Annotated in this window: 7 protein-coding genes (1 of these 7 running past the window's edge); 1 reads left to right on the top strand and 6 read right to left on the bottom strand. The window is 67.1% G+C overall.

Annotation, left to right across the window (positions count from 1 at the left end):
* Together EI73_RS11730 and paaZ are read right to left on the bottom strand one after the other, a co-directional pair.
* Positions 1–1,010 carry the 5' portion of a DUF937 domain-containing protein gene (locus EI73_RS11730; RefSeq protein ID WP_034386883.1) on the bottom strand. It extends 1,156 nt beyond the left edge of the window, so 1,010 of the gene's 2,166 nt are visible here — the first part of the coding sequence; the start codon lies at positions 1,008–1,010; the stop codon falls past the left edge of the window.
* Positions 1,011–1,098: 88 nt separating this feature from the next.
* Complete coding sequence (gene paaZ / locus EI73_RS11725; RefSeq protein ID WP_034386882.1) at positions 1,099–3,186, bottom strand: phenylacetic acid degradation bifunctional protein PaaZ; 2,088 nt, start codon at positions 3,184–3,186, stop codon at positions 1,099–1,101.
* Between the two features lie 32 nt (positions 3,187–3,218).
* Between paaZ and map the strand changes: the two genes are divergently transcribed.
* Positions 3,219–3,962 carry a type I methionyl aminopeptidase gene (gene map, locus EI73_RS11720; RefSeq protein ID WP_034386880.1) on the top strand — a complete coding sequence of 248 codons (744 nt, stop codon included), beginning with the start codon at positions 3,219–3,221 and terminating at the stop codon, positions 3,960–3,962.
* Positions 3,963–3,964: 2 nt separating this feature from the next.
* On the opposite strand, the gene paaD is transcribed toward map, so the two are convergent.
* Genes paaD through paaA form a run of 4 tightly spaced genes read right to left on the bottom strand, consistent with a single transcriptional unit; the run spans position 3,965 to position 6,819 of the window.
* Positions 3,965–4,474 (bottom strand): 1,2-phenylacetyl-CoA epoxidase subunit PaaD, encoded by a 510-nt coding sequence (gene paaD, locus EI73_RS11715; protein ID WP_034386878.1) that lies wholly within the window; start codon positions 4,472–4,474, stop codon positions 3,965–3,967.
* A 4-nt stretch (positions 4,475–4,478) separates the two neighbouring features.
* Positions 4,479–5,288, bottom strand: coding sequence for a 1,2-phenylacetyl-CoA epoxidase subunit PaaC (paaC, locus tag EI73_RS11710; protein WP_051935511.1), 810 nt, complete (start codon positions 5,286–5,288; stop codon positions 4,479–4,481).
* Positions 5,285–5,857 carry a phenylacetic acid degradation protein gene (locus tag EI73_RS11705; protein WP_034386875.1) on the bottom strand — a complete coding sequence of 191 codons (573 nt, stop codon included), beginning with the start codon at positions 5,855–5,857 and terminating at the stop codon, positions 5,285–5,287. The genes paaC and EI73_RS11705 overlap by 4 nt, the downstream gene beginning before the upstream one ends.
* Complete coding sequence (paaA, locus tag EI73_RS11700; RefSeq protein ID WP_034386874.1) at positions 5,857–6,819, bottom strand: 1,2-phenylacetyl-CoA epoxidase subunit PaaA; 963 nt, start codon at positions 6,817–6,819, stop codon at positions 5,857–5,859. The genes EI73_RS11705 and paaA overlap by 1 nt, the downstream gene beginning before the upstream one ends.
* Positions 6,820–6,838 lie beyond the last annotated feature (19 nt).

Genomic DNA, 6,838 nt, shown 5'->3' with positions numbered 1-6,838 from the left:
AGCGCTTTGAGGCTCCCCAAACCCGGCGGCAGCAAGCCTTCCAGCCGCCCACGCCAGGAGCTCAGCAGGCGGCTGAGTTCCGCTGCTGGGACCTGGCCCACGCGTTGCAGCATGAGGCCCATCAGCAACGGACCCAAAAGGGCAAGAAGGCGGCTTGCGTTTGCGCCGGAGCCTCCGACAGCCGAGCCGAAACGGCCTGTCACCGCACCGGGATTCGCAAACAGCGAGGACAGGAGGGAACGGCCTTGTCCCTCGATGCGAGCGACTTCTGCGGGGTCTTCCAAAAGAGACGTCTTGAGGTCTCCTTCTGGAGTGACCAGCCGCTCAGCGTCACGGCGACGAGCGAGCAGCTCCGCCGCACCCGCTTCACTCTCTCCCCGCTCGATCAGCCCACCGAGCAAAACGGGCCAAGCCCCCTGCACCGCTCGCACCGCCGCGTTGCCGCTGTAGCCCGCCGCTCGGCCAATCTGCTCGGCCGTGCGTCCGCTCAGCTGCCGCCGGAGGAAGTCCAGCACGTCTTCGGCGCCCGCGCTTTCCACACGCTCAGCCAATACCTCCGGCAAAGCGCTGCTCAGGTCGTCAGCCGTCAGGCCGCGCTGACCCAGCATGCTCAGCACCAGGGGCAACGTCAGGTGAAGCAGCTTCTGAACGCTCCCCCGCTCGAGAGGACCCGCGACCTGTGCCGCGATGGTGTTGGCTCGGTCGCCCAGCAGCACGGGGGCCAGCAGCTCGCCCGCCTGCTGCAACTGCGCGGCTCCGTCCGGCTCGCTGAGGGCCGCCGACGCGCTGGGAAAGGCGGGGAGGTTCGCCAAAGCTTCAGCAACCTGCGCTGACCCCGAAGGCGTGTGGGCGGACTCGGCCAGGGCACGCAGCTGAAGGGGCAGGCCTTCGCGCAGCACCCGCTCGGCCTCTTCAGGCCCCAGGCCCGCCGCGCGCCCCAACGGCTCAACCGCCGGGCCGAAATACGACTCCACCAGCTCAGCAAGGTTCTTCTCGTCTGGAAGGCTCACAGCATTCAAGCTAGCCCAAGCGCGGTGTCCATTCTCACATGTTGCCGTGACCCTTCGCTAAGAAAGCGGGGCGGCAGCGGAAGAAAGGTCAAACGGTGGCGCCATCTGCCTCGTCGCGTGCCCGCTCTACCAGCGTCAGGATGTCGTAGGTCGCCACGAGTTCATCCCGCTGGTTGGTGATCTCGGCGTGCCACTCCACCACACCGGTCGGGCGCGTTTCCTGAGGCCGCAGGTCCTTGCGGATTTTGCGCTTGCAGGTGAGGCGGGTGCGGATGGTGTCGCCGATCGCGACCGGGGTGACAAAGCGCAGGTTTTCTAGCCCGTAGTTGGCCAGCACCGGGCCGGGTGCCGGCCACACGAACTGCCCGGCGGCTGCGGAGATCAGGAAGTAGCCGTGCGCCACGCGCTCCCCAAAGATGCCCTCCTTCGCGCCAATCTCGTCCACGTGAGCATAGAAGTGGTCACCGGTCAGGGCCGCGAAATTCACAATGTCGGCCTCGGTGACGGTGCGGCGGTGGGTGAGCAGGCTATCTCCCACCTGGATCTCGTCGAAGGTCTTGCGGAAGGGATGAACCACGTCCTCGCGGACTTCCGCGCCCGGCACGTATTCGTGCGTGATGGCGGCGAGGGTGGTCGGATCGGCCTGCACCGCCACCTTGTTCATGTGGTGCTTGATCCCCGCGAGGCCCGCGAGTTCCTCGCCGCCACCCGCACGGCCCGGACCGCCGTGCTTGAGCTGCGGCAGGGGGCTCCCGTGCCCGGTGTTCTCTCCCGCATTCGCACGGTTCAGGATCAGCAGGCGCCCATGGCTGCTCGCCATGTCCAGAACAAGCGCGCTGGCTTCCGCTCGGTCGTAGGTCACCACGCTGCCCGCCAGGCTGCCGCGGCCCATCTTCGCCAGGTGTGCGGCCTCCTCCAGCGTGTCGTAGGGAAGGAGGGTCGCCACTGGCCCAAACGCTTCCAGCTCGTGCGGGCCACGGGCCGTGAGGGGCGACTCGCACAGCAGCAGGGTGGGCGCAAGGAAAGCCCCCTTCTCCCAGTCGCCACCCAGAAGCTCACGTTCCTCGCCCCCAATCACCACCCGCGCTTCCCGCTGCAGGGCGTCCAGCGTTCGCCGCACCCGTTCACGCTGCTCGGTGCTGACCAAGGCTCCCATCCGCACGTCGTCACGGGTGGGATCGCCCATGGTCACCCGGCTCAGTTCCCGGTGCAGCGCCGCCACGACCTCCTCGACCCGGTTGCGGGGAACGATGGCGCGCCGAATCGCCGTGCACTTCTGTCCGGCCTTGCTCGTCATCTCGCGGACCACCTCGCGGACGTACAGGGCAAATTCGGGGTCTTCGGGGCGCACGGTCAGGCCCAGCACCGAGGCATTCAGGCTGTCCGCCTCAGTGTTAAAGGGGACGTTGCGCGCGACGATGGTGGGATGCACCTTCAGCCTGGCTGCCGTCGCGGCCGACCCCGTAAAGGCCACCATGTCCTGCTCCTCCAGGTGGTCAAGCAGGTCGCCGGGATCACCCGTCACGAGTTGCAGGCTTCCTTCGGGCAACAGGCCCGACGCGATGATGTCGCGCACCACGCGTTCGGTGAGGTAGGCCGTCTGCGGGGCGGGCTTCACCAGGCTGGGCATTCCGGCGATGAATGCCGGGGCCAGCTTTTCCAGCATGCCCCACACCGGGAAGTTGTAGGCGTTGATCTGCACCGCGACGCCCTCCCGCGGCACGAGGAGGTGCCGGCCCACAAAGGTGCCCCCCTTGCCCAGGGCTTCCACCTTGCCTTCCGGGAGGAAGCGCTCATCGGGGAGCTCACGGCGGGCAAGACTCGCGTAGCTCAAGAGCGTCCCGATGCCGCCCTCGATATCCACCCAACTGTCACGGCGGGTGGCTCCCGTCAGAAAGCTGAGCTGGTAGTAGTCCTCCTTGCGCTCCAGCAGGAAGGTCGCCAGCGCCCGCAGCATCCGCGCTCGGGTATGGAAGGTCAGCCGGCGCAGGGCCGGGCCACCCACCTCGCGCCCGTAGCGCAAGGCCCCCGCAAAGTCCACGCCCTCGGAGGAGAGGACGGCGATGGGACGGCCATACACGGCGTCATAGAGGGTCTGGCCTTCGGGGGCGGTGTGCCAGGTGCCGTAGACGTAGGAGGCGGGGTGAAGGAGGTCGGGGGTGGGGAGGATGGTCATGGGGACTCCTTGAGGCTGGACTAGAATGACCTATGACGGTCAACAACGAGCGCGACTTGGAGGGGATGAAACAGGCCGGTCAGGTGGTCGCCCGAACTTTGGAGGTGCTGAAGGGCGCCGTGGAACCCGGCATCACGCCCGCCGAGTTGGACGAACTGGCCGGGCAGGTTTTTGCCCAGTATGGAGCGTTCTCGGCTCCTCGCGCGGAGTACGGCGCGCCCGTCAACGTGTTCATCAGCGTGAACGAGGACATTGTTCACGGCCTGCCGACGCAGCGGCCTCTTGCCGCGGGCGACGTGGTCTCCATCGACGTGACGCCGAATGTAAGGGGGTACGTTGCCGACGCCGCCGTGACGGTGACCGTTCCGCCCGCTTCCCCCGTGGCGACTCGCCTGATCGCCTGCGCCGAAGCCGCTTTTGCCGAAGCCCTGAAAGCGGCCCGCGTAGGCCGCCCGCTGAACGCGATCGGCCGCGCCATTGAAACGGAAGTGGCGCGGCGGGGTTTTACGCTGCTGCGCGAATTGCAGGGACATGGCGTGGGCCGAGCCATTCATGAAAAGCCCGATGTGCCCAGCTTCTACCACCCGGCACTTAAAAAGCCCTTGCACGAAGGGTTGGTGATTGCTGTCGAGCCGATGGTTTCCACTGGCAGAAACTGGCGCACCAGAACTCTGCGTGACGGCTGGACGATTTCCACGACTGACGGAGGAATTGCCGCCCACTTTGAACACACCATCATGATTACGAAGGGTGCGCCGATGATTTTGACGGCCTAACCTCACACGCTCTTGAACCCCTCAAACGGCTCCCGGCAACTTTCGCAGACATACAGCCGTTTACACAGCGTCGGGCCGAAGGAGGCGGTCATCCGTACGTTGAGCGAGCCGCAGCGGGGGCAGCGGGTGGGTTCGGGGTCAAGGGTGATGAGGGGAGTGTCTCCGGCGGGGGCGGGCGGCGCGATTCCGTACCGGCGCAGGCGCTCGCGGGCATCCTCCTTGATCCAGTCGGTCGTCCAGGGCGGGGTGAGGGTGCTGCGAACATGCACCTCCTCCACGCCCAGGCCGCGCACCGCCTCGCCGATGCTCTCGCGGATGACGTGCAGCGCCGGACAGCCGGAGAAGGTGGGGGTAAAGGTGACCGTCACGCGCCCGCCCTCCACCGTCACGTCCCGCACCATGCCCATGTCGGTGACCGACACGACGGGAATTTCAGGGTCGGGGACGGCCGCGAGAGCAGCCCAGACCTGTTCGGGGGTCACCTGTCCACGCGAGGGGGGAAGGGCCGTCATGGGATCACCAAACCTCAGCGTTCGGCACCGCCCGCGCCACGCTCTGCATTTCCAACAGCAGGGGCGCGAGGTGTTCGGTGTGCACGTGGCGGCCACCTGGCAGATCGGCGGGAGCAGCGGGCAACGTCAGGCCGCATTTCCCGGTCAGGTGCGGGATCACCAGGGCTTCCCAGCGGGCCTGCACCTCGGCCAGACCAGGGAGCAGGCCTCCCTCTGCCAACTCCTCCTCGCCCTGCACGGGCTGGAAGAGCTGTGCGGCCAACGGCCAGAGCTCGTTCAGCGCCTTTTGCGTGCGGCGGCGGCTCTCCTCGGTGCCCAGAGCCAGCCGCTCCACCCAGAGGGCCGTGTGCTGAAGGTGGAACTTCTCCTCTCGCAGGGCCTTTGCGGCGACTTCAGCCAGCGGGGCGTAGGTGCTGGCGCGGGCCGCGTCCAGCCACAGGGCCTCATAGGCGTCAAAGAGGTACTGGCGCAGCATGGTCAAGGCCCAGTCCCCCTTGGGCAGCTCAACCAGGCGGACATTGGTGAACTCATCCGCATCCCGGAAAAAGGCGAGACGGTCGGGGTGGGCGCCGTCCAGCTCGCGGCGCAGTTCGAGGTAGAGGGAAGCGTGACCCAGCTCGTCTTGCGCGATGTTCGCCAGGGCGATGTCCTCTTCCAGGATGGGGCCGTGCCCGGTCCATTCGCTGTTCCGGTGCGCGAGAATGATCTCATCGTCGGCCAGGGCGGTGAATTTGCGAATCAGGGCGGACCGCTCCTCTGCCGTGAGCACTAAGGGCGAGCTCCCCACGACGGGTGACTGACCGCTCGTCGTCATGGCTGCGCTCCCTCCTTCGGCCGCCCCGGGATCAGACCCTCGCGCTTGAGTTCGCCGATATGGCGACCGATGACGCCGTAATACTGCTGCTGCTTGTAGGTCTTGTCGCGCGCGGGGGCAAACCAGCTCTCCAGCGTGCCCGGGTCCTCACGCGTGCGAACAACGGCAGGCTCGGGGAACACGAGCCAGGCCAGCGCTTCCGGGTGCTGCTCGCGCGCTTGCCGCAGCGCGTCGCCGGGGCCGCTTGCCTCCACGGTGCCCACCAGGTCCACGAACGTCATGGAGCGCTTGTGCGTGCGCTTGAGGCCCAGGTGGTAGGTGCCCGCCTCACCCGGCGTGTCCAGCACCGCGGGCTGCGCCGCGAGCTCCTCTGGGGTGGCGGTGAGGATGTCGGCCGCACGCACCGCCCACAGGCTCACGGCGGAGGGGCGGCGCACAAACACGTTGCGAGCGGTCAGAAGGGCGTGTTCGGGGTCGCCCGCATGAACACTGCCGACCGCCTGGTAGGGCTTGCCGGGCGCGTCCTGTTTGAAGACCTCCCAGCGGGGCCATTGGGTGTCCGGGGTCATCAGTCTGCGGCCTCCGGCAGGCGCCGAGCGGCATACGCCTGCACCGCTTCCCGCACCCAAGCCCCCTCTGCGTGGGCCTGTTGGCGTGTCCGCAGCCGCTCGGGCCCCAGGCCCCGCTCACCCCGAATCACTGCCCAGAACTCTTCCCACTGAATGGGGCCGTGCCGCCAGTGGCCCTGCTCGTCCTGGTGCAGCTCCGGATCAGGAATGGTCAGGCCCGCCTCCAGCAGTTCGGGGGCATGTTCGTCGATGAATTCCTGCCGGACCTCATCGTTGGTCTTGAGCTTGATGCCCCAGCGCTTCAAAACGGGTGTGTTGGGGCTGTCGGCGTCGTGCGGTCCGAGCATCATCAAGGCCGGCCACCACCAGCGGTTGAGGGCGTCTTGAGCCATCTGCCTCTGCTCGGGCGTGCCCCCCGCATAGGCGACGATCATTTCCTTGCCCTGCTTGTGGTGGAAGGTTTCTTCTGAGCAGATACGGACCATCGCGCGCGAATACGGCCCGTAGGAACAGCCCGCAAGCATGGTCTGGTTCTTGATCGCGGCGCCGTCAACCAGCCAGCCGATCATGCCCACATCGGCCCAGGTGAGGCTGGGGTAGTTGAAGATGCTGCTGTACTTGGCCTTGCCGGACAGCAGGGCCTGAAGCATCTCCTCGCGGCTGATGCCCAGGGTCTCGGCGGCGTGGTAGAGGTACTGGCCGTGCCCCGCCTCATCCTGCACCTTGGCGATCAGGATGGTCTTGCGCTTGAGGCTGGGGGCGCGGGTGATCCATTCACCCTCCGGCAGCATCCCCACCACCTCCGAGTGCGCGTGCTGCGAGATCATGCGGATAAGCTGGCGGCGGTACTCGGCGGGCATCCAGTCGCCGGGTTCAATTTTCTCGCCACGCGCGATGCGGGCTTCGAAGGCGGCGTGCTGCTCCGGCGTCTCGCCGGGAGAAAGGATCTGCGGCTGGGTCATGGGCTACCTCCTGAGGCAA

This window comes from Deinococcus sp. YIM 77859 (assembly GCF_000745175.1).
In the GTDB taxonomy this organism is placed as follows: domain Bacteria; phylum Deinococcota; class Deinococci; order Deinococcales; family Deinococcaceae; genus Deinococcus.
Note: the sequence above shows the minus strand (reverse complement) of the source record. Positions and strands in the feature narration are given on the sequence as shown.